The organism is Gimesia sp. (assembly GCF_040219335.1).
Lineage (GTDB): Bacteria > Planctomycetota > Planctomycetia > Planctomycetales > Planctomycetaceae > Gimesia.
Genome location: NZ_JAVJSQ010000002.1, coordinates 49,468 through 71,215, shown reverse-complemented (window position 1 = coordinate 71,215; position 21,748 = coordinate 49,468). Strand labels below are relative to the sequence as shown.

Annotated in this window: 16 protein-coding genes; 6 read left to right on the top strand and 10 right to left on the bottom strand. The window is 54.9% G+C overall.

Translation table 11 applies throughout. The features are described from left to right. Positions 1-33 precede the first annotated feature (33 nt). Positions 34-399 (top strand): SpoIIAA family protein, encoded by a 366-nt coding sequence (locus tag RID21_RS00385; RefSeq protein ID WP_350186639.1) that lies wholly within the window; start codon positions 34-36, stop codon positions 397-399. A gap of 27 nt (positions 400-426) precedes the next feature. Here the strand turns inward: RID21_RS00385 and RID21_RS00380 are convergent, their stop codons facing one another. The 4 genes from RID21_RS00380 to RID21_RS00365 form a co-directional block, all read right to left on the bottom strand. Beyond that, complete coding sequence (locus RID21_RS00380) at positions 427-1,956, bottom strand: bifunctional aminoglycoside phosphotransferase/ATP-binding protein (RefSeq protein ID WP_350186637.1); 1,530 nt, start codon at positions 1,954-1,956, stop codon at positions 427-429. 119 nt (positions 1,957-2,075) lie between these two features. Further along, on the bottom strand, positions 2,076-2,819 hold the full coding sequence (locus RID21_RS00375; RefSeq protein WP_350186636.1) for a class I SAM-dependent methyltransferase: 744 nt from the start codon (positions 2,817-2,819) through the stop codon (positions 2,076-2,078). 51 nt (positions 2,820-2,870) lie between these two features. After that, positions 2,871-4,067: a BtaA family protein gene (locus tag RID21_RS00370; protein ID WP_350186634.1), complete on the bottom strand. Its 1,197-nt coding sequence runs from the start codon at positions 4,065-4,067 to the stop codon at positions 2,871-2,873. Between the two features lie 36 nt (positions 4,068-4,103). Continuing rightward, a complete protein-coding gene (locus RID21_RS00365; protein ID WP_350186633.1) occupies positions 4,104-5,006 on the bottom strand; it encodes a UDP-2,3-diacylglucosamine diphosphatase in 903 nt (300 codons plus the stop codon). A 313-nt stretch (positions 5,007-5,319) separates the two neighbouring features. On the opposite strand from RID21_RS00365, the gene RID21_RS00360 reads away from it, so the two are divergent. Further along, entirely contained in the window at positions 5,320-6,117 is a 798-nt protein-coding gene (locus RID21_RS00360; RefSeq protein ID WP_350186632.1) for an ABC transporter permease, read from the top strand. Positions 6,118-6,146: 29 nt separating this feature from the next. Here RID21_RS00360 and RID21_RS00355 read toward each other — a convergent pair whose 3' ends face one another. Beyond that, positions 6,147-7,862, bottom strand: a complete 1,716-nt coding sequence (locus tag RID21_RS00355; protein ID WP_350186631.1) for a hypothetical protein — start codon at positions 7,860-7,862, stop codon at positions 6,147-6,149. Between the two features lie 224 nt (positions 7,863-8,086). Then, complete coding sequence (locus RID21_RS00350) at positions 8,087-8,863, bottom strand: glycosyltransferase family 2 protein (RefSeq protein ID WP_350186630.1); 777 nt, start codon at positions 8,861-8,863, stop codon at positions 8,087-8,089. Positions 8,864-9,169: 306 nt separating this feature from the next. On the opposite strand from RID21_RS00350, the gene RID21_RS00345 reads away from it, so the two are divergent. From RID21_RS00345 to RID21_RS00330, 4 genes are all read left to right on the top strand, one after another. After that, positions 9,170-9,781: a superoxide dismutase gene (locus tag RID21_RS00345; protein ID WP_350186629.1), complete on the top strand. Its 612-nt coding sequence runs from the start codon at positions 9,170-9,172 to the stop codon at positions 9,779-9,781. 141 nt (positions 9,782-9,922) lie between these two features. Further along, positions 9,923-10,288, top strand: a complete 366-nt coding sequence (locus tag RID21_RS00340; protein ID WP_350186627.1) for a hypothetical protein — start codon at positions 9,923-9,925, stop codon at positions 10,286-10,288. A gap of 187 nt (positions 10,289-10,475) precedes the next feature. Further along, positions 10,476-10,835 (top strand): hypothetical protein, encoded by a 360-nt coding sequence (locus tag RID21_RS00335; RefSeq protein WP_350186626.1) that lies wholly within the window; start codon positions 10,476-10,478, stop codon positions 10,833-10,835. Between the two features lie 270 nt (positions 10,836-11,105). Next, positions 11,106-12,836: an ATP-binding protein gene (locus RID21_RS00330; RefSeq protein WP_350186624.1), complete on the top strand. Its 1,731-nt coding sequence runs from the start codon at positions 11,106-11,108 to the stop codon at positions 12,834-12,836. A gap of 8 nt (positions 12,837-12,844) precedes the next feature. Here the strand turns inward: RID21_RS00330 and RID21_RS00325 are convergent, their stop codons facing one another. The 4 genes from RID21_RS00325 to pepT form a co-directional block, all read right to left on the bottom strand. Continuing rightward, positions 12,845-17,197: a serine/threonine-protein kinase gene (locus tag RID21_RS00325; protein ID WP_350186623.1), complete on the bottom strand. Its 4,353-nt coding sequence runs from the start codon at positions 17,195-17,197 to the stop codon at positions 12,845-12,847. A gap of 242 nt (positions 17,198-17,439) precedes the next feature. Then, a complete protein-coding gene (locus RID21_RS00320; RefSeq protein WP_149345903.1) occupies positions 17,440-18,339 on the bottom strand; it encodes a WD40 repeat domain-containing protein in 900 nt (299 codons plus the stop codon). Next, positions 18,336-20,006 (bottom strand): S41 family peptidase, encoded by a 1,671-nt coding sequence (locus RID21_RS00315; protein ID WP_350186622.1) that lies wholly within the window; start codon positions 20,004-20,006, stop codon positions 18,336-18,338. Before RID21_RS00315 ends, RID21_RS00320 begins: the two co-directional genes overlap by 4 nt. A gap of 437 nt (positions 20,007-20,443) precedes the next feature. After that, on the bottom strand, positions 20,444-21,676 hold the full coding sequence (gene pepT / locus RID21_RS00310; protein WP_350186620.1) for a peptidase T: 1,233 nt from the start codon (positions 21,674-21,676) through the stop codon (positions 20,444-20,446). Positions 21,677-21,748 lie beyond the last annotated feature (72 nt).

The window sequence follows — 21,748 nt, the reverse complement described above, 5'->3', positions numbered from 1 at the left end:
AAGTAATTCTCTCACCTTTATAGGAGACAACCGATGTCACTTGAGATCATACACCACGCGACCGAGAACTACGTGGAAATCAGCATGTCCGGTAAACTGGTCAAGGAAGATTACCACGACTTCACCCCCACGATTGAAACTCTGATCCAGCAGCACGGCCCTCTGCACATGCTGGTCGTACTCCACGACTTCCACGGCTGGACCATGGAAGCCATCTGGGAAGACATCAAGTTCGACCTCAAGCACTTCAAAGACATCGGCAAACTGGCCATGGTCGGCGAGAAGAAATGGGAAGAGGGCATGGCCATGTTCTGCAAACCCTTCACCTCTGCCAAGGTCAAATATTTCGACCTGCACGAACTGGACGCCGCCCGCACCTGGATTTCGGAAACGGAATAATTCTCTGCTTCCTCCAGCATTCGGTGTCTAACCAGTCACCAGTTGAACCAGCATTTCAGTCGTCCATTCCTGTTTGGTAGGGAGGACGACTGAAACCGCCTGTTCCTCCGCCGTCAGCGGTTCCCGAACATCGAGTTGTAATTTCAGCACATCCCGAGTCGCATCCGAGGGATCTTCTTCGTACGTCTGCCGATCTTCGATCCGCTGCTCCAGCACACTCTGTTCGGCTTCAAAACAGAGCAGCACAAACCGGACTCCCCGCGCTGCCGCCAGTTCGCTGAACAGGGAACGCTGCCAGACCTGCAGCGTCGTCGCATCGACAATTGCCGACCAGCCCGCGTCCAGAATCATCTCGGCCAGTTCCACCAGCCGCTGATAGGTCAGCTCGGTCACTTCGGATGTATAGAGACGCTCATCGGAAATCTCCCGCTCCGCCTGTAATCGCTTCCGCTCCACATCCGAACGCACGCGAATCGTCGGCATCCCTTCTAAGAGCAGCCCGGTCCCATACGATTTTCCACTTCCCGAAACGCCGTGTGTCAGAATTAATAAAGGTTCATCCCGCGTCACATACTTGCGAGCCAGTTTCAGATAAGACCAGAACTCCTCACGGATCTCCCGTGTTTCAGCTGGGGAAAATTCATGCTGACTCAGTCGTAGCGCCGCCACCTTGGCGCGCACCATCGCCCGATACGAGAGATAAAACCGCAGCAGGGGCACACCAGCATAGTCTCCCGTCAGTTCGAAGTAGCGATTCAGAAACCGCATCGCATAGTCAGGACGTCCCCGGTCTTCCAGGTCCATCACCACGAACGCCACCTCGCTCATCACGTCGGTCCACCGCAGGTCGGCGTTGAACTCGAGGCAGTCAAAAATCGTCACCCCGCCGTCATTGAGAATCATATTCCCCAGGTGCATATCCCCATGACATTCCCGAATAAAGCCCTGCGATTTCCGCTCCGCCAGCAAGCCTTTTGCGGATTCATGCCAGCGGTCATTCTCGGTGCGAATCTGCTCCACCATTTCGCGGACCTCGTCATCATCGCCGAATAACTCGTCCACGTGCCGAAAGTTTTCCTTGACGGGCGCCATAACCTTATCCGGCGTTCCATAAGACAAGTCACTATCCGCGACTGCAGCCCGGCCGTGAAACTCCGCGACTTCTTCAGCCAGCCGATCGATGTGACCGGCGGTTAACCGATCTTCACCAATCGCTTTACTCAGCAGATCATCTTGAGAAAACTGCACCATCTGCACCGCGTAATCGATGACTTCCCCCGCGCCATCCAGTTCCGGTGCCGCTTCAGTCCCGGTGATGGGAATCACCTTGAGATACAAATCGGGCGCGAGACGTCGATTCAGCCGAATTTCCTCGTGGCAGTACTGCTCCCGCAAAGCAAGAGTCGTGAAATTCACAAAGCCCAGATCGACCGGCTTTTTGAGTTTGTAAGCATAAGGCCCCGTCAACAGCACCCAGGAGATGTGTGTCTCCAGGACCTGAAACCCGTCTACCTCATGTGCGAAGAGCGATGAATTCTGCAGCGATTCAATCAACATCTGGTCGGCATCCTGTACGTGGCTCTGATTCTCAGTCGTGACACAGCGCGTATCATAACAGAATCGGAACCGAGCGCAGAGGGCAGCCGACGACAGTCACAATAGATTCCGTTTAATCCTCAGGCGGGCTTGCGGACAATCAGACTGTAATAAGGTACTTTCAGCAGAGGCACGAACGGCAGACTTCCCTGACACTCTTTCAGTGAAACCAGTTCAAACCGGCCGAGCAGGTATGGCAGGTGGTCCGGATTCAGAAACACATTATCCCCCGCAAACCAGGTCGGCCAGAAATGACGTTGAAACCAGCTGTGTCGTCGCAGGGTTTCAGCGGGGTATTTTCGGGAGACATAAAAATCGACGATCGCCAGCATCCCCCCCGGCCGCAATAACTCCCAGGCCCGATTCACCGCCTGAAACCAGTCGGGAATCATCGTCAGGGAATAAGAAAACGTCACAAGGTCCACCTCCGTTTCCGCAGGCGTAAACTGCGTAGCATCCGCGCAGACCGCAGACACCCGTTCCCAGCCCCGGTCCGATATCCGCTGCTCACAGACATCCAGGAGGGGTTGACAGAGATCGACCAGGTAGACCTGACGAAACTCATGCAGGCGCGGGCCCCACAGTTCAGCATTTTCTCCCGTCCCGGCTCCCAGATCGACCCAGACGCCATTCTCGGGAACCGGCAGACTTTCGAACAATTCACTACGACCATGCAGCAGTTTCCGACGAAACTGATCATAGCCCGCTGCCTGTCCGGAATAAAAAGAGTCCAGCCGCTCGGCGTGCGTCTGCCCCTCGATCCGCGAAGCCAGCAAATGCCACAGCGTCCGGACATCATTCCAGCGTCCACTCAGATAACTCATCGGGCGATTCCTTTCCGCGCGAGTAAAAGCCGCTTTTTCTTCGGCATCAGATCAGACCTGCAGATCGGCGATATAAAAACTACCGTACGTATTCACACGATCCCGCTCGTGCAGTTCGTCCGCAAGTTGACTCTGGTAACGGAGCATTTCCCCCACCCGGGCCGTCTCTCCCTGGTGCTGCACCTGCAGCGGATCGATGAAATCGACCTGCATACCTGCACTCCGCCAGATAATGCGCGTCTCTTCAGCCGCCCGGTTCACAATCGCCTGCCACTCACTCTGCAGCAACTGAGGCTGTGCTCCAGCCATCCAGTCCATATGGTCCAGCAGCACATAACGGGAAATCGTACCCTGGTGCTGGTTCAGGAACCCTTCCACGGTATTCGTATTCACGCTGATCCGGTCGACCAGTCCTCCTTTGAGCCGTGCAAAGTTTTCGCGTTTGAGATACTCCGGACAACATTCGGGATCATAACTACCCGTCAGATAGACGCGCCAGAAATAGTTGTCCCGCAGCGAGCGACTGGTGAAGACCGTCTCGATCCGATCGATCACGAACTGCACGATCCCACCCGGATACCCCTGATCAATCTGAGTCCGTTGCGCCCGGGGCACACCCAGCATCGATAGCGTCAGATCGCGACGCATCCACCATTTGATCATCCGCGTCCAAAGCTGTTCATTCAGATTGCGCGACTGATAAATCGAGGTCTGCTCATCGATGTCCTGTGCGGAGAGCAGGGAATTGATATCTTCCCGGATCTTGGCCACCCGGTCGATATACCCGTTGACCATCCAGGCAAACAGGCCGGAAGAGCCGCGAAAATAAAAGCTGGGGCGTTTGCCTTCGCTTGAGAAGAAATCCCCATGCCGGTCCCAATATTTCCGCGTGAGCACAGACAGCTCGCACCGCAGCTTCTGACCATACAGGTGCTCCCAGTTGGCAGAATTCCCGCGACCGAACAGATCGAAAAAGTCTTCGAAATCCAGGTTACGAATCGCAGCCAGCTTCAGTTCGAGCAACGCATTCTGCTTGGGATTCACATCCACCGCATGCACCCGTCGCGGTTCGTCGAGCAGATAATCCAGGGCATTACACCCCGCGGATGTAATCACCATGACTTCATCGTCCGGTCCGAGTTTTAACGCTTCGCGGTCCAGGCGCGGGTCCTCCCAGCAGGTGTTATAAACGAGGTTTCCCTGATGAACCCATTGAAAACTCTTACGACTGATCCGTTCTGCAATCATGGAATCTACTCCGACTGGACAATAAAAAAAGGCTGATCAGCGTCTGATCAACCTGAGGGGATGACAACGTTTCCAGAACCGACTCAGCAGTCCTGACATTTCGACCTCGACCTGGGGTCTCACCCCCTGGTCCGCGGTCCTGGTTTTCACAGTTGGTTTCTTCACGGGGGCGACATTCTGATCGAAGTACACAATCTCCAACACACCGTCGCTGTATTCAATCAGGGCAGTGCAGTGCTCGACCCAGTCCCCGGTATTGCAGTAGTTAATCCCGTCAATATCGAGAATATTGGGAGCATGAATGTGACCACAGATAATGCCCTCGCATAACCGCTTGCGGGCATGGCTGGCCAGCTTCTGTTCAAAATCACTGATGAACCGCATCAGCTGTTTAACCCGCGACTTGATGGCGGAAGAGAGCGCGAACTTCGCCTGCCCCTTGCGTCGAAAGACCCGGTTAAACAGGGTATTCGCGGTCAGCAGAATGTCATACGCGAACGATCCGAGCACCGAGAGCCACTGGGCACCAGTCTCGAATTTATCGAACTGGTCTCCGTGGATAATCAGGAAACGCCGCCCGTCCGCCGTGATATGCACAAACTCATCGGAGAGGGTCACAAAGCCGAACCGCTTGCCGAAGTCGCGGAGAAAATTATCATGGTTTCCGGGAGTATAAAAGACTTCGGTTCCCGAGGCGCTCAGCTCTTCGACACGATCGAGGATCGCGTTATAGCTTTCCGGCCAGCGCCATTTTTTGCGAAGCTTCCAGCCGTCAATCAGGTCCCCCACCAGATACAGGGACTCAGGCTTGTGGGCTTTCAGAAAGGCGAGAAATTCTTCCGCCCGCGAATGCATGCAGCCCAGGTGGACATCACTGACAAAGATCGTGCGTATCTCGCGACCAGCCGTTGTGGATTCCCGTTCCTCGGACACGATCATATCATCCTCCTTAATGACATTGCTCCGCGATAACGCATGCCCTGCATGCCTGGCACAACTCCGGCTGTGTGCACCTCTATTTGTTTTTCTGATTTCATTATGGCGGGGGATACTACCAGAAAATTATTCGCTGCTGATGAATGGAAAGTTAAGGTCTCGCGAATTCAGAAAAGACGGAAAAACACTGCAAATTGAAGATCCGGTTAAGCCCCCGAGATGAAAAAATGAAGCAGCCTCTGCTACAATCCCTGTTCGTAAACTGATTTGCGTTGCTGTTGAACCCGCATCCCCCAGTCTGTCCCGAGCAAGTTTCATGTACGACTTAACAACCCTCAATCTGGTCCTCGCCACGTCGCTGGTCCTGGTGAACGGCATCATCTCCGTCTGGCTCAAGCTCGATATGGAGAAGCGGTTACTGATAGCCACGCTCCGCTCAATCGTGCAACTGCTGCTGATCGGCTTGATCCTGGACTGGATCTTCGAGCTCTCCTGGTGGTCGGTCATCGCCGCATTAATGTTTACGATGACGCTCATCGCGGGGATCACCGCGGTACAACGTTCCCAGCGGCGCTACCCGGGCATCTGGCTCAACAGTATCGTCGCGGTCTTTGCCAGTTCCTGGCTGGTGACCGGCTTCGCATTGACGGTCGTCATTCCGCCACACAGCTGGTCCGACAGTCCCGCGCAATATCTGATCCCCTTACTGGGAATGATCCTCGGGAATACCCTCAATGGAATTTCACTGGGCCTGGATCGACTCAGTGAAGAACTCGTCCTCCGCCGGGCCGAGGTGGAACTCAAACTGACGCTGGGTGCCACCCGCAATGAAGCAGCTCGACAGGCTCTGCAGAATGCGGTCCGCTCGGGTATGACGCCGATTATCAATTCCATGATGGTTGTCGGCCTGGTCTCACTGCCCGGCATGATGACAGGTCAGATTCTCGCCGGTGCCAGTCCGCTGGAATCGGTGAAGTACCAGATCGCAATCATGTTCCTGATCGCATCCGGCACTGCGCTGGGGACAGTCATCTCCGTCGTCCTGGGATACCGGCGGTTATTCAACTCCCGCCATCAGTTCCTGTTTGAACGGATCCACAAAGCAGGGGAGTAACCTGGAACTGAGAGAGGTTCGAGCAACGGTTATTCAACAACCAGCTTCTCGAACAAAGACTTCAACGTCGCTTCGGGGTAGAGCACAAACGAAAGTTCGCGGCTCTGAATGACCTGATTGGCCTGCCGCTGCTTCTGAATCGTCGCCAGATCTTCTTCTACCTGACTTCGCAACTCTGTCGTCAGTTCGGCCAGGGCAGCGTCGACTACGCGAATTTCGCGGAACCGCTGTCGGTTCTCACGTCGGCGGGCAGCCGGGCTTAACTCCTCATCGGGAGCAGCTTCCTGCTCCTGAATCAACGCCCGTTTGCGTTCCAGCAGCGGAGCCGCTGTCTTCTGCTGCTCCGGATTGAGGTGCCGATCCGAGTTGAAATCCAGATCCCGCAGGATCCGTCTCAGACAGGTTTCATCGCACTCCTGCACATTAAACGCCTCGCAGAAGGGGAGGTAACGGGTTGCAGAGAGCGTGAGATATCGCGGAGGCACCAGATGGAAGAACCGGGTAAAAATCCGATCGGTCATTTCATCATACTTGGCGCCGCCGATACCATGCACGAACAGATCGCCCAGGAACAACCGGGCAAACAGCGTCGTGGTCAACGCCCGCGTTCGCAGGCGGATGCCTTGCGCGGGAAGTTGTTTCAAGACTTCGATCGCCGCTGACAGGTCGCACTGTTCCTTGAGCGGTAAGCGGGCGATTTCCCGCGTACCATCCGACAGCAGTACTTCCTGATCTTCCCGTTTAACGAGCAACTGATGCCGTCGAGTGGCGCCGGCCTGCCAGACCCAGAACGGGGTTTCTACCCAGCCCTCAGACTCAGAGAGTTCGGGCACCGGATGTGTTTTACTGCGGACCCGGTTGACCTTGCGGTACTCTCCCAGGACTTCATTGTGTATCTTGCGGAACGCACTCGCATTCTGAATCAGGTAACAGGCAAACCAGAGAAACGGTCCGGTTTCCGAGAGACGACTGATGGGCAGTTCCAGATTCTCAACACCCCAGCGCGATTCCATCGCATGCCGGGCAGCAGTCAGACAGTCAACCAGGCGATCGGAAGTTTCCAATTGCGCGACGGCAGCCGGCCAGATCTCTTGCAGCAGGGGCGCTCCCAGGTCGGGCCACTGCTGAAGTGCCTTGCTGACGCGTTTCTCAAAAGAGCAGAACAGCTCCCGGTTCTGGACGGTCGTCTCTTCCCAGGGCTTTTTCTCAATGGTTTCATCAAAAGGAATTTCGACCAGTTCCGGATCAACCTGTGTCCCCTGGGGCACGCGAATCGAAGTAGTACTCACCAGGTCATTATCGACGATCAGGTTCAGACTGAGGCCCCCGGTCTGCCGGGCCACGTTTCCGACCAGCAGGTTCTTCACCCAGACGCCCGGGTGAAACAGCGCCGGTTGATGTCCCGTCATGAACAGCAGACGTTCGTCGAGATCGGCGGGCAGTTCGACAGGGGTCCCCGTCAATTCGCTGGTGTAGCGGGCCGCTTCTTCCAGAACTGCTTTCCGGGCCCAGCTCCGCAGGCTGGAAATAATTTTACCACTGCGTTCCCGGGAGCAGGCTTCAAACATGCTGCGGTTCGCTTCGGCATCCGCGATGATCTCCGAGCGATCGGGCCGTGAAAAGACCACATCGTCGGAGCGGGGCACACGCAGATACTGTTTTTCCCAGACCGGTTCCGGCACCGCGGAACTGGATGTAAATCGGGATTCAGGATTCTGGCAGGGAAAAGGAGTCACTGATGACATTTCAACGCTTTACGGGTGTGCGGAATGAATCAAAATCAGGTACGGGCAGGCGAGAAGATCCGTCAATCGGCCCTATCATAACAGAACCACCGCCCGAGCGGTATGGTTGAGCGGCTTTCAGTTTGATGAGTGCACAACTGATTGTCGAGTCCTTTTGAATTGAATTCAGAGGGAAATCGCCCGATGCATCCGCAGAGGCTGATCTGAACCGAATACCCGGCAGATCACTCGCTGAAAGAATCGGTACGATCGTTACAACAATCAGAGGCACAGCAGGTCAGCCCGGCTGCCTGCATTTCCCGGTCGAGCACTTCATCGTAGTATGCTTTGCGTTTGATCGCATCATCGAGCGAACCACCGAAGCTGCGTTCTTCTTCGAGGTAGACCAGCGGAACGGGGAATTCAACGATCTTCATTCCGTGAGCAGCGGCCTGAACCCAGAGTTGCAGCGGCATCGCGTAGCCAAGATCGGTCACGTTGAACTTCGCCAACGCTTCAATGCGGTACGCCTTCAGACCACAGAAGGCATCCGTCAGATCAAAGCCCAGTTGTTCGTTGATCCGACGCGTGACGGCGACGTTAATCTGCCGACGATCTTCGGGAGGAATACTGGCACCATCAAACTGCTTCAGATAACGACTGCCCGAAAGCATGTCGATTGGTTCGTCAACAGGCTGTTCGCGCATCTGCTGGACCAGATTCGGGAGCAGGGTGGGTTCGTGCTGACCATCGCAGTCGATGGTGACCAGGATATCGTATTCATCCTGGTGCGCGACCGCGTAATCGAAGGCGCTTTTGAGAGCAGCACCATATCCACGATTTTCCGGATGCGTGAGAACTTCGATGCCCGACACTTCTTTGAGCAGCTCTGGAGTCCGATCCGAAGAACCATCGTCGACGACCAGAATCGCCTCGGCGTACTTGCGGACTTCGGTCAAAACCTCAATCACATGACGTTCTTCATTGAATACGGGTAAAGCAACCAGAGCTTTCCTGTGCATAATCAGATCCTTTACAAATCCGGAGAATTCTGTCGAATTTTTTTCGGCACGGTTTTATTGTAGAACCCACCGGTTAAACGTCAACTATGCACATCGGCAGGAAGCAGGCTGCAGGCGCCAATGTGAAAACTTATCGACCAGTTGGTTGTGAGAATCAGATAATCCTCTACAATGGGGAAGAAGGATGTATTTGCACACAGATCCGGTTATCTCTAATGATCTACTGGATTTGAGACGCCGGGCAATATACGTAAAGTCACTCACAACTTTAGACTAATTACACCGAAACACAAAGGAGTTTGTCGTATGTCTTACTCACTTCCTGACCTGCCCTATGCCTACGATGCCCTGGAACCTCACATCGATGCCCGCACGATGGAGATCCACCACACCAAGCACCACCAGGCTTACATCACCAAAGCCAACGCTGCCCTCGAAGGCCACAGCGACCTGGCTTCCAAGTCCATCGAAGACCTGATGAGCGACCTGAGCGCCGTTCCTGAAGATATCCGTACTGCCATCCGCAACAACGGTGGCGGACACGCAAACCACAGCCTGTTCTGGACCATCATGTCCCCCAACGGCGGTGGAACACCCAGCGGTGAGCTCGGCGATGACATCAACGCCACTTTCGGCAGCTTCGATGCCTTCAAAGAACAGTTCGCCAATGCTGCAGCCACCCGTTTCGGTTCCGGCTGGGCCTGGCTCTCTGTCGATGGCGGTAAACTGGTCGTCGAAAGCACTCCCAACCAGGACACACCACTCTCAGAAGGTCACACCCCGATTCTGGGACTGGACGTCTGGGAACACGCATACTACCTAAACTACCAGAACAAGCGTCCTGACTACATCTCCGCATTTTTCAATGTGATTAACTGGGATGAAGTCGCTAAACGCTATGCGGCTGCCAAAGGTTAAGCACTGGTTCCGGGATTTGTCTGATTTTTAATCGACAGCCTTCCCCTGAATCGCCGATATTACGAAAGCGGCCCTCTCCTGTTGAGGGCCGCTTTTTCTGTTATTCGGAAGGGAATCCTGGTGCCTCAATACAGCAGATACATGCTGATTCTGCTTGGTCTGACCTGTCTGCAGGTCGGGTGCCGCAACATTCCCGACTATCATCAGCCCGCCGGTTTCAGCAGCACCTATCACAAGCGAATCTACCCTGAAACCGCGATCGCTTCCGCCTCAGATGCCTCTGCAGCCGCTGTTCCACAGGACCGGGGCGTCTTTTATCCGACCGACGTAAAAGTCAAACAGCCCAAATACGTCGCACCGCTGGCTGAAGTCAGAGGCCCCATTTCCAGCGAAGAACTCCAGCAGGAACAGCGTAAACTTCAACTGGACAGTATGAAACGGGCAGACGACTACATCAATCAGGAACCGCTGTTTAACGAGAACTTCCCGGCTCCATCCGCCTGGTAAACCAGGTAACCCACGTACTACCACGAACCGGTTGTAAAGTTTACATAATTCCAAAAACTCAATTTCAGCTCTCCTAACTGATTTTGACACAAACTTTGGAACAGGCTATCTTTCCGACCTGCCTGATTGACAAATGGATTTGTGGAGCTCATCAGGCTTTACCGTGGTCATGGGAAGGAACCCTCAAGTGGTAAATGGTCAACATGTTGTCGTCCTGGATGGATTACACGAAACCGAAGAAGTTCTTAAAGCAGTCCTGGAACCCCAGGGATGCCGCGTCAATCGCATCCGCAAGCCACAACCGGGGGATGTCATCACCGAGGACGAACTGCCCAGCATTGTCGTTCTGCACGATGACGACCTGGCCGCCTCTTCCTCAGCACAACCGGGCTGGAACGAAGTCCCTAAAGTTGTCATCGGTTCAGTAAAAGTTCCTGCCACTCCCGAAACCGACCAGTCCACACGCTTCCTGGTCCAGCCATTTCAATACGCAGAGCTGATCGATTCGATTGAAAGCCTGCTCAATCAGCCTCGATCTCACCAGTAGTCCGCTCAGATTCTCCTGACAGATCTCACTCTAAACGGATGTTGGGATTTGAACAGCGCTCCCGGTTGAGATATGATTCTCCGTAGGGGCTTTTCTGTAAAGGATTTCCCTTCACAGAGAACTCAGGAAAACGGAATCGTTTCCCGGGCGTTCCTCGACTGAAACAGACTGCACATTGAATTCATGTATCACCGCGCGGGTTGCAGATATTTGGTGCAGCGTACGTTTACCTGATGAGCAGGTCCAGTCACCGACTGAGAATCAGAGACCATGAAAAGGCTGATAGAAAACGCACAAGAGGGGGGCAAAGCGACCCTGCTGGTTATCCAGGGAGTGGACCTCGGAACCCGCTTCCAACTGGGAACAGATCCTGCCAGTGTGGGGAGAGGAGTGCGAAACGAGATCCGGATCCTGGATACCGAAGCCTCCCGTCAGCACGCTACGATCTCCTTCAAGAACGGCTCCTACATCATCACCGACCAGAACAGTTCCAATGGAACAATGGTCAACGGGACCCAGGTTCAATCCGCCCGGCTCAGTAACGGCGATCATATCCAGATCGGACGCAGTCTGCTGCTGTTCTCCAGTCAGGCGATCGACGAAGACTCCCGCTACATGGCGGAAAAGATCGACCTGATCAGCAACGAGGATTCAAATCAGTCCAGCATTACCCATGAAGTCAATCACGAGTTTGACTCTATGGTGCTGGACACAGCAGATGTCTCCGGAATTGTCCAGCAGCAGGATGTGCAAAACGACCTGCAGGCTCTGTACCGCATCGCAGAAGCCGCGGTCAGCCCGACCATTTCACAGGAAGAACTACTCAAGCGCATCCTGGACCTGACCATCAATACGGTCGCCGCAGATCGGGGTTGCATGTTGATCACCGACCCGCAATCGGGTGATATCCAACCCCAGATCTTCAGCAGTCGTGCCGAGAAAAAGTCCGGCGCACGCATGCCCGTTTCCCACAGTATTGTCGATTACGTGCTCAACAAAAAACAGGGGGTCCGCACCTCAGACGCGCAGCGCGATCAGCGATTTGAAGGGGGCCGCAGTATCCTGCAGGCAGGCATTCGCGAAGCCATGTGCGTTCCTATGCAGGGCCGCCATGAACTGATGGGCGTCATCTACGTCGACACGACGACTTCTCATCCCGAAGCCCTGCTCAAAAACGGGGCCGTCGAAAAATTCAGCGAAGAACACCTGAGACTGCTGGTCGCCATCGGTCGTCAGTCCGCCTTGGCCATCGAAAACTACCGCTTCCAGAATGCGATGTTGAAAGCGGAACGCTTTGCCGCCATGGGTCAGACCATCGCCACCCTGAGCCACCATATCAAGAACATCCTGCAAGGGGTTCGTGGCGGAAGTTACCTGATCGACATGGGACTCAACAAGTCTGAGGAAGACCTCGTCCGCAAAGGTTGGAACATTGTCGAGAAGAACCAGAACAAAATCTATCATCTGGTGATGGACATGTTGACCTTCAGCACCGAACGCAAGCCGGCCCTCGAACCAGGTTCCATCAATACGCCAGTCAAAGACGTGCATGAACTGATGCAGGCGCGTGCCGAAGAGTGCGGCGTTCAGTTGAAATGCGAACTGGACCCGGAACTGCCGGAAAGCGTATTCGACCACGAAGGCCTTCATCGCGCGATCCTGAATATTGTCATCAACGCCATCGATGCCGTCGAAGGTTTGGAGCAGGGAATCGTTCTATTGGAAACCCGCTACCTCGCGAAACCCGATCAGATCCTGATCATGGTCTCCGACAATGGCCCCGGCATCCCCGCGGATCAGATCAGTAAAATCTTCAACCTGTTCGAATCCACCAAGGGCGCCCGCGGCACTGGTATCGGCCTGGCGGTCAGCCAGAAAATCATCCGCGAACACGGGGGAGAAATCAGTATCGAAAGCGAAGCCGGTAAAGGGTCCCGTTTCACGCTGACCGTTCCGCGCCTGGATGAAGATCACCCCCACGCCACACTCTCGAATATCTAAGCAAGTCCTTAGAACGAGCGTTTATTGCGTGCCGCTTTCGCCCGGTCCTGCGGATTGCCTTCCAGCATCGCCTGGAGTGCAACGGGATCGGCCCCCAGCGGCTGTTTGAGGTCCGACCAGGTCGCCGCCTTACAGGCAGGGAGCAGCCGAAAGTGGACTGGCTGAATCTTCGTCAGGGGAGGCAGTTTCTGTTCCTGCAGCAGAACCCCGCCCGGCATCGCCAGTGCGTGTTGATCCGCCTGGTCGCCGAACAACTGAGCCAGCGTCTGTTCAAAATCGCCGCCAGCTCCCGCAGATAGCGAGCCGGATTCCCCGAGTGCTTTCAGCCGCTCTACCATATACCCATTACCCGAACCCCACCACTGCACCTGCTTCTGCAGACTCTGGGGGAGCCGGAGCAGGGAAGCGGAACGAGAAGAGTCAGAGCGACCGCCTGACGCGGCTGGCACAGGCAGAAACAGACATTCTTCCGCCAGCACCCGGGCAGCGGTTCCAGTAGATTGAGAACCGTCGCTTTCCTTAAAAGCCAGCACGGAATCGCGAGGCGCCAGGGTACTCTGATTCAGAGAAACCCGAACCCGCGGACTCGACGACGGCTTCACCGCCAGTGCGAACAGATCATTCTGGCTCAATAACAGGCTCTCGGAGACATCCAGGTCCAGCTGCGGCGTCTCTGAATTAACAATCGTTCCCGAAGTCGACAGATAGGTGCGACTCAACAGCACCTGGTTCGGTTGATTCCCCGTTCCCCCGCTAACCTGCACAACGGACTGAAAGCGTTTGTCGTTGAGCAGCAGAGCATCCAGGGCAGAATCTTCAAGTGTCAGCTGACTGTTCTGCAGCGAAATGAAATTCCGGGGGACCACACCTTTCCGGTCGGCCGAAATCCGAAATTTCCCACCGTGAATCGCCAGGGTAGAATTCTTCAGGGCAATAAAAGAGTCCACTCCCGCACTACGGGAATCACGCGACCGCGTCTTCCCTGCGGAAGGCAGCAGCTTCAGTTCCACAATCAAAGGAGTCGCACCAGTAGGCGTATCGAAATTTAACTGCACCTGCTTGTTTTCCAGCTCGATGGGAGCCGTGTAACAGACGCCCTGGCCGGTCACATTCACCCGGGTGGGTCCTGAAACGGCAGCGCTGTTGAGAAAGTCACTCAGATTTCCTTTCGACATATCGAAAGCAACCGTTTTCGATTTAGCGAACTTGCCGGCGATCGCTTCTCCGATCTGAGGCTGACTCACATAGGCTTGGATCCGCTCCTGCTCGCCGGCAGAAAGCGTCGCCAGACGGTTCGGGTCGCAGCCAGGTACGATCCCCCCTGAAGAAACACGGTAGACATTTTTGACTTTGGAAAAATTGAGCAGGCTGCTGTCGAAGGCCGGCTTCTGCAGTGCCGCATACTTGGGAGGCAGATCGGCATCGAAGGACTCGACCGCCACCGGCTTTCCCCAGCTTTGCTGCCAGGTTCGATGGGCATCAATCTCAAACGTACTCTGCGGACTGCCCGGTTCGGTCGATCTCAGATACAACGGCCAACCCCAGAACATGACACTCTCCAGTTGCAGATCCAGGTCCTTGAAGCGACTCTTGCTCTGCTGGCGCAGTTTATCCTGCGGCCAGTCGACGAGTGTCAGCATCGCAGCCCGTTTTGCCTGCGGATCTCCCACGAGTACCGAATTGATCACGATCAGGTCGGTCTGCGTCTTCAGAGTCTCCTGGTTCTCGGCAGCAGGTTGGGCCTGTTTCGCCACCGGCCCGATCAGTTCAAAGATCGATTGATCAGAGACGAGCGTACTGGAAAACACACGCAGCGTGCGGGGAACCTTCCGTGCCTGCAGCACACTGCTGAGGTTCAGATTCGGATTCAACGCCGTCAGTTCCAGGCAGGGGGCCTCGGTCACGGAAAAATAACAGTTGGAAAGCATCACATCGGAGTAGGGCTGATCCACGCGCACCACTTCCAGCTTTCTGCCGGTAACGACACAGTTCTCCAGCAGAATCCGCGACTCCCCCTCGGGCCGATCGGTCTCGGTGCGGGGAACTCCGGTAGAATTGATCAGACGAAACTCACGTGTCCCGGTTCCTGTCAGTGAAAAGGAACATTCCTGAATGGTCAGATCACTCTGGTTCAGAGCCAGCAGGTTACAGTCGCCATTACCAGTCAGACGGCCCGCGTCACACAGGAAATGAATTCCCTGCAAACGCAGCAGCCCCCCGGCAAAGCTCAGGTAATCAGAAATCGTCTGTGCATCAGACCCACTACTCGGGTTCAAGATCACGGTCGGCTGTTTCTGGCTGGAATCCGCTGCCATGATGATCAATTGCGAAATTCCCGCGAGTCGCTGCGGACTCATTGTGAACGGACCGGGACCGTACAGACGAATGACAGCCCCGCGGTTAGCTACCTCTGCCAACGCGTCATCCAGGCTGGAGTAGATTCCCTGCGCCGACGATCCATGGGCAACTTTGAGCAGGGTCAACTGAGCTTCCGGCTGGCTGGCATTCGCCCCCGTCAATGCCGAAAAGCCTTTTCCCCACTCGGGCAGAAACTGTTTTTCCTGCCCTCGTACCGCTGCTTCTTCCCATTGGGAACCGGCAGGCTTTTCCTCTGTTTTTGTGACTTCGGTACTGGTCTGTTCTGTTTCTTTTTCCGCTTCAGCATCAGCTTTTTGCTCATCCGCGGCAGCGACCGCTGTGTTTTCGGCCGGCGCAGGTGCCTCGGCATTGGGATCAAATGGATTACTGCCTGGTCCCTGTTGTGGTCCAGAACCAGACCCCATACTGCTCACAGCCCACCAGATCAGTATGATGACCAGCAGTAACCCGCCCAGCACCAGACCAATCTGCCGGTAGTCGAGTGAAATCTCACTCTCGTTCGCATCGGCGTCACCGTTCATAACCGGAGACGTTTCTCGAACCGATTTGCGGCTTCCGCTGCTGCGTTTCGTCGCTTGAGGCCGGTTCTGTTTTTTGCCCGCTGCAGCAGGTCGGCTCCGCTTACCCTGTGATGAGTCCGGCTCACTTTTGCGAGAACGTTTCGCCTTCCGCGTCTTCATCGCGGAATCGGAGATCACGGAGCCTTCTTCTTCCGGTTCCTCAACAGGCTTCCGGGTACTTGAACGGTCGACCGTTTTTTGCGGTCCCGATTTCGAGCGGGATGACTTCTTCTCGCTTTTCTTTTCAGGCGACGACTTTGTCGAACGTTTAAGACCTGGCACCGTGACTTCAGACTCCAGTTCCACTTCTCCCGCCAGTTGCTGCAGATCAAAGCTGGTACTCAGACGGTTCCCGCCATCTGCATCTGCGTGATCGTCATCGTCCTCATCCGGCTGGCTGTTGTAATCGGGAATGAACTGATTGATCTGAAAATCGCTGCTGTCAGCCGGGAGAATAATATCGACCTCACGCGTCGGCTGTTCCCCATCCGATTCATCTGAGGCCAGTGCTTCCAGCACATTATTGTCGACATTGGAACGCTTCAGATTTGGGTCCTTTAGATCTTCCAGCAGTTCTTCCGGCGTCTGGTAGCGGTCGTTCTTGGACTTGGCCATCATCCGGTGAATGATCGCCACGATCCCTTCGGGCACGCGTTCATTCAATTCCCGTGGGTCGGGCGGGGGAGTGGTAGCATGTGCGGCCAGTTTATTGGTCAGGCTTCCCTCGGAGAAGGGGGCCCGTCCGGTCAGCATGTGATACCAGGTGCAGCCCAGCGAATAGATATCGCTGCGAATATCAGCCGCTTTACTGTCCCGTGCCTGTTCGGGAGCCATATAGTCGACCGTTCCCACAGTCGTACCCGCCCGGGTAATGCTGGTTTCGGTGTTGTCATCAATCGAACGGGCCAGCCCCAGGTCGGTCAGCTTGACGACCCCATCCTGACGAATCAGGATGTTGGCCGGCTTGATATCCCGATGGACGATACCCTGCTGGTACGCATGCGCGAGGGCTTCCGTCACCTGCGTGATAATCTCCAGTGAACGCCGAACGGGCAGCCGGGTCCGCTTACTGATCATGTTATGGAGGTCGGTCCCTTCGACATACTCGAGGGCAATGTAGAGATAACCGTCTTCTTCGCCCGCATCGTAGACAGAGACGATATTCTCGTGCCGCAGGTGAGCAGCCGCCTGTCCCTCAGCCTTGAATCGTTTGACCAGAACCGGGTTTTCCGCCTTGTCCCGGGGTAGAACTTTAAGCGCCGCCAGTCGATTCAGCGTTGTGTCGCGGGCGAGAAAGACTGCTCCCATGCCGCCGGCACCAATCTCTTTCTCGATCTGGTATTTCCCCAGCGAATCCAGCTTGGGCACGCGCGCGGACTGGCGTTTTTTCTTTTCAGGAGTATCTTTATTCCGCTTGGCCATCGCCTGCCCCAGAAATGATCTGATTCGCCGGTGTTAGTAACGCATGTCGCCAGTGTGAGAGAAAGTGTGAATCAACAGGAACTGAAAGTGAGACGCAATAAATGTGTTGCAGGAAGAGCTTATATAATAAGCATTTGCAAGGGGAGAGTCAAAATAGACCTTGGCCCTTTTCTACGATCCTGCCTAGAAAACGGGTTAGTGCACATCACCACATGTTCGCACCGCCCCCCACACAAACACATTTAAAGTGAGTCACTCCAGTCCAGGCACTGCACCAGCCCCGATTTAGCACCGCACACGCACCACTGTCCGAACGGGTCGCAGGCGACCTCGATTGCTTCATCAGGAATAATCCCGCCCCACAGCAGTTTGCCCTCCTGGTTGAGCCAGTACAATTCCTGTTCAATGGTCGCAGTGACGATCCGGTTACCCTGAAAATCACAGGCAAGAACCTTCGGCGTCCCCTCGAATACCAGCGTTCCCGCGGAATCGCCTTCATGATCGAAGATCAGGATTCCATAATTGAATCCCGCCAGGTAGATCCGCTGACCATCGCCTGACATCGCCAGCCCGCCGCAGTTCGACCAGTGCTTCTCCGTCCAGAGACAGTTGCCTTCCAGGTCGTAACAGCAGACCAGGCCATTCTCAGCCGCCCCCATCAGCCGGGGTTCGGTCATCTGAAATTCGAGGTAACTCAGCGGCTTCATGGTCTCAAAGCTGGCCACCTTCTTTTTCTGGGAATCGATCAGAATCGTTTTCCCGCTGGCCAGACTGACGGCGACATAATCGCCGTAGGAATCCATGGCAATCGCCAGGCATTCCACGGAGAAGGAGATCGCCCAGGTCACGTTCAGATCGCGATCGAAACAGCAGATATTATTATCGGAGTAGATCGCGGCCCCCCGCTTGCCGTGATCGCTCCAGTGTACCAGCTGCACATCCTTGATCCCGCGGTTCAGATGCAGGAACTGTCCCTGCCGATCCAATAAATAAAGGCCGCCGGAAATATCGGCGGCCAGTATTTCTCCGGTTTCACGTGCCAGATCGAGCGCCAGGAGAGGCGCTTCGGTGGAAAATGACCAGCGGAGGCTGGGAGTAATTCCTTTTCCCTGGGTCAGCCAGGCGGCACGTTCATCCATCATGGTGTTACAGCATATTGCCTTTGCAGAATTTGTAAGCCACGTTTGATATCAGAATCTGTCGCCAGTTTCTGTTCCTGTGACGCCCCATACATGGCCGTCCGCAGTTCATCTTTCTCAACCGTGATTCCGGGTTTGATCCCGATCTTACCATATGTGTTTCCGTGAGGCGAATAGAATTTGGCAGTCGTCAGACGCAATCCCGTAGATCCGCGGATCGGAAAGATACTCTGGACCGACCACTTACCGTAAGTCTTGCGACCCACCACGGTCGCCCGACGATGATCGGTGAGTGCTCCCGCCACAATTTCACTGGCACTCGCACTGTTTTCATCCACCAGCAAGACCAGCGGAATCTTCCAGGTACCAGGACGATGAGCAGTGTAGCTCCAGTTCTGATCGGAAACACGACCTTTGGTGGAAACCAGTTTACCTTCATCGATGAATCGATCCAGCACTTCTACAGCCGCAGAAAGCAGACCACCCGGGTTTCCACGTACGTCCCAGATCAGAGCCCGCATGCCTTCGCCGTGCAGCTTCTGCAGGGCAGCATCGAGTTCTGCTGCTGAGGTTTTCTGGAAACCAGTCATTTTAATGTAGCCGATTCCGTTCTCCTGATCGATTATCTTCACGATCGGAAAACTGCGAACCTGAACCGCCTTGCGAGTCACGCGGGCCGTTCGGACCTGTTCCGTTTTGGGACTTTCCAGTTCCAGAACGACCTGGCTGCCGGAGGTGCCCCGCAGCAGATTGGCTGCCGCATCGGTCGTCATGTGACGACAGTCGGTGCCATCGATGCTCACAATATGATCGCCTGCCAGCACGCCTGCGTTTTCTGCAGGACTCTCGGGCAGTACGTTGATCAACAGCATGCCTTCGCCAATCTCGGCTTTCATTTCGATGCCGATACCGACGAATTCGCCTTCGATGTTGTCGTACAGATCGCCCAAACGTTCGGGAGTCAGGAAGCTACTGTAATCGTCCAGGGCATTGCAGCCACCGAACGTGTATTCTGCAATTACGGCTGAGTCACGCAGTCCCAGGTTCTGATACGACAGGTCACAGACCTCGTTGATCAGCTGATGGGCACCGTGAAAACCGTTGACACCTTTGTTCCAGTATCTCTCGCGAAGAATCCGACGCATATTACGAATCTTTTCCGGTGGCACGCTCTTCAGATGCACCTTCACAAATTCATCGTTGGCCAGAGCGAGGTAGAGGCTTTCTGTTCCATGAGCGACAAACGAGGTTGTGCTCAACGGGTCGACGAAGTGCGACTGAATCTTCGCTAAAATTTCGTCATACAGAATGAATGATTCGCGACGGGACTGGACCAGCAGAACTTTATTAAAGCTGTCGTCATGGTAACGTCGATCAATGCCGAAATGAATCTTGGCACGACGCAGCCCGTACTTGATGCTGTCATTGTCCGGCCATTCTTTGAGCGCTTCTTCATAGTGCTCAATAGCCTTAATCCATTGTCGCGTCCGTTCAAACTCTTCCCCTTTGGCAACCGCCTGGGTCTGAGTAACGGGAATGACGATGGGCAGAGGACCGGGATCCGCATACGAGACAGTCGTAGTGACCGCCAGCTGACATCCCAGTAACACGATACACAGCGAACTCGAGTAGACTCTCTTAAGAAGTCGCATCTTGGTAGTAGAAAACATTGTTCCCCCTCTATGTCGATGCACGTCATTCGCACTTGCAGGCCACCACAATCAGGGCACAGCACAAGTAAACGAAATGCAAAACACCGAACAGCGCTGCACACGTCAATGCACAGCGATTATTTAAACAGGTAGCTTGCCGATATGTTTAACATAAGCCACAAAAAAACGGTGGTCAAACAATCGTTTTCACGAAGATGTGGTACAATCACCACAATCGCTACAGCTTAAATAACAGACAGGAGAACAGCACGCCGTCGCCCGATTTCCTTCAGATGCGAATCGTCTTAACTCCTTGCCACATCAGGCGCAGCAGAATGCACAATGTCTGGTTGAATTCACCAGCTTCCACAGGTGGAATAACCGGAACCAGATCGGCGTGTTTCGAAAAAAAAGAGGGTACGTTGCCAGAAAGACTCAACTGGACGTGAAAAACTTCAACGTTCCTGGCCCCAGAGAATCGCGAGTTGCACTAAAACATCAACGGCCTTTTCCATCTCTTCCACGGTCGTCCATTCCAGGGGGGAATGCGGATTGTGTTGACCGCTGGAAAGATTCGGCGTCGGCAGCCCCTTTTCGGTCAGCAGACTGCCATCGGTTCCACCGCGGATGATATTCAGGTTCGGTTCCAGCCCCGCAGCACGTGTCGCTTCAATCGCTTTCTCCAGCGCCCGCGCTTCCTTACCCAGACCGTCCCGCATGTTGCGGTACTGCTTATGCACGTCGACCTTGATTTCCGACCGCGGATATTTCTCGCGCAGCGGCTGCGCCAGGGAATCCAGCAGGCCGGCATACTCGGCCAGTTTCTCGGTTTCAAAATCACGCAGGATCAGCCGGGCTGACGCTTCCGCCACGCCCCCTTCGATATGATAGGGGTGAATGAAACCGTCGCGGCCGTCCGTCGTTTCCGGGCTCAGTGTTTCTGTCGGCAAGGATGAGATCAGATCACTCAGAATCCGAATCGCATTCACCATCACGCCTTTACCAACTGAAGGATGCGTATTCACGCCCCGCACGGTAATCACCGCCTGATCGGCCGAGAAGGTCTCGGAATCGATGCGACCACTGCCGTCACTGTCGAGCGTGTAAGCGCAACAAACGCCGAACACATCCAGGTCCAGCTTCTCAATCCCGCGGCCGATCTCTTCGTCACAGGTAAAGCAGAGCCGGATCGGACCATGGGCAATCGAGCGATCGCTCATCAGGTGCGCTGCCGCAGACATCATCACCGCCACGCCCGATTTATCATCGGCTCCCAGCAGCGTGGTTCCGTCCGTGGTGATCACGGTTTTACCCACCATCTCTTTCAGTCGGGGCTCCTCGCTGACCCGCAGCACGCGTGAGGTATCGCCGGGGAGTACCAGGTCGCTCCCGTCATAGTTCTCATGCACGACCGGTTTCACATTCGTCCCGGAAAATTCAGGCGACGTATCCACGTGAGCCACCCAGCCAATCGCCGGCACTTCTCCTTCAACCGTACCAGGAATCGTCGCCATCACGATGCCGTACTCACTGATCGTCACATCTTCCAGCCCGAGTTGCTCACACTCTTCACACAGCATCCGGCTCAGATCCAGCTGCTTCTTCGTACTCGGAAACGAGGGACTGGTTTCGTCCGACTGGGTATCCACTTTGACATAACGCAGAAAACGATCAAGTAATGTATCCATCGGCGGTCACTTTATCTTTCAGAAAATAGTAAGGCGCCCCAGCGAGGGGACACCTGCTAACTTATGAAGCCA